Raw genomic sequence first — 206 nt, 5'->3', positions numbered from 1 at the left:
AGTGTTACAAATAAGAGATACTAGTGTCCCGTTCGTCTAGAGGCCTAGGACACCGCCCTTTCACGGCGGTAACAGGGGTTCGACTCCCCTACGGGATACCATTCTCTCTGATTATGGGGCTATAGCTCAGCTGGGAGAGCGCTTGCCTGGCAGGCAAGAGGTCACCGGTTCGATCCCGGTTAGCTCCACCATCTTTAAGTGCATTT

At 53.4% G+C, this 206-nt stretch carries 2 tRNA genes; both read left to right on the top strand.

Annotated elements, in window-relative coordinates:
• Positions 1-25 precede the first annotated feature (25 nt).
• Positions 26-101, top strand: a tRNA-Glu gene (locus BLO31_RS22845).
• 14 nt (positions 102-115) lie between these two features.
• Positions 116-191: transfer RNA gene (locus BLO31_RS22840), tRNA-Ala, on the top strand.
• Positions 192-206: the final 15 nt, after the last annotated feature.

The sequence above is a fragment of the Vibrio sonorensis genome (assembly GCF_001854765.1).
Classification (GTDB): Bacteria; Pseudomonadota; Gammaproteobacteria; order Enterobacterales; family Vibrionaceae; genus Vibrio; species Vibrio sonorensis.
This window is presented reverse-complemented; position numbering and strand designations above follow the sequence as displayed.